This is a genomic window from Corynebacterium sp. HMSC05H05 (assembly GCF_001807265.1).
GTDB lineage: Bacteria > Actinomycetota > Actinomycetes > Mycobacteriales > Mycobacteriaceae > Corynebacterium.
Genome location: NZ_KV788371.1, coordinates 111,397 through 111,670, shown reverse-complemented (window position 1 = coordinate 111,670; position 274 = coordinate 111,397). Strand labels below are relative to the sequence as shown.

Sequence of the window (274 nt, the reverse complement as noted above, 5' to 3'; positions counted from 1 at the left end):
ATATGGCCTGCATGGTCTCACCCGTGTGCGCGTTCCCAGGCTGTAGGCACGGGGCGTACGGTGCGGAGATCCACCACGTGGACGCGTGGAAACACGGCGGCTACACCAACATTGACAACCTCGTGCCGCTATGCCGCTACCACAACCGGGTCAACGACGACGACCCCTGGCGCAAGAGCCGCGGCCACATCGCGATGATCAGGGGCGCACCGTGGTGGGTCTCACCGCGGGGGTATCACCTGAAAAACACCGACCGCGGAGCACTCGACCAACT

Annotated in this window: 1 protein-coding gene; it reads left to right on the top strand. The window is 64.2% G+C overall.

The genetic code is table 11. From position 1 onward, the window contains the following. Positions 1–11: 11 nt before the first annotated feature. Positions 12–274: HNH endonuclease signature motif containing protein (locus HMPREF3151_RS01860; RefSeq protein ID WP_168160581.1), on the top strand; the 263-nt coding region annotated here is incomplete at its 3' end.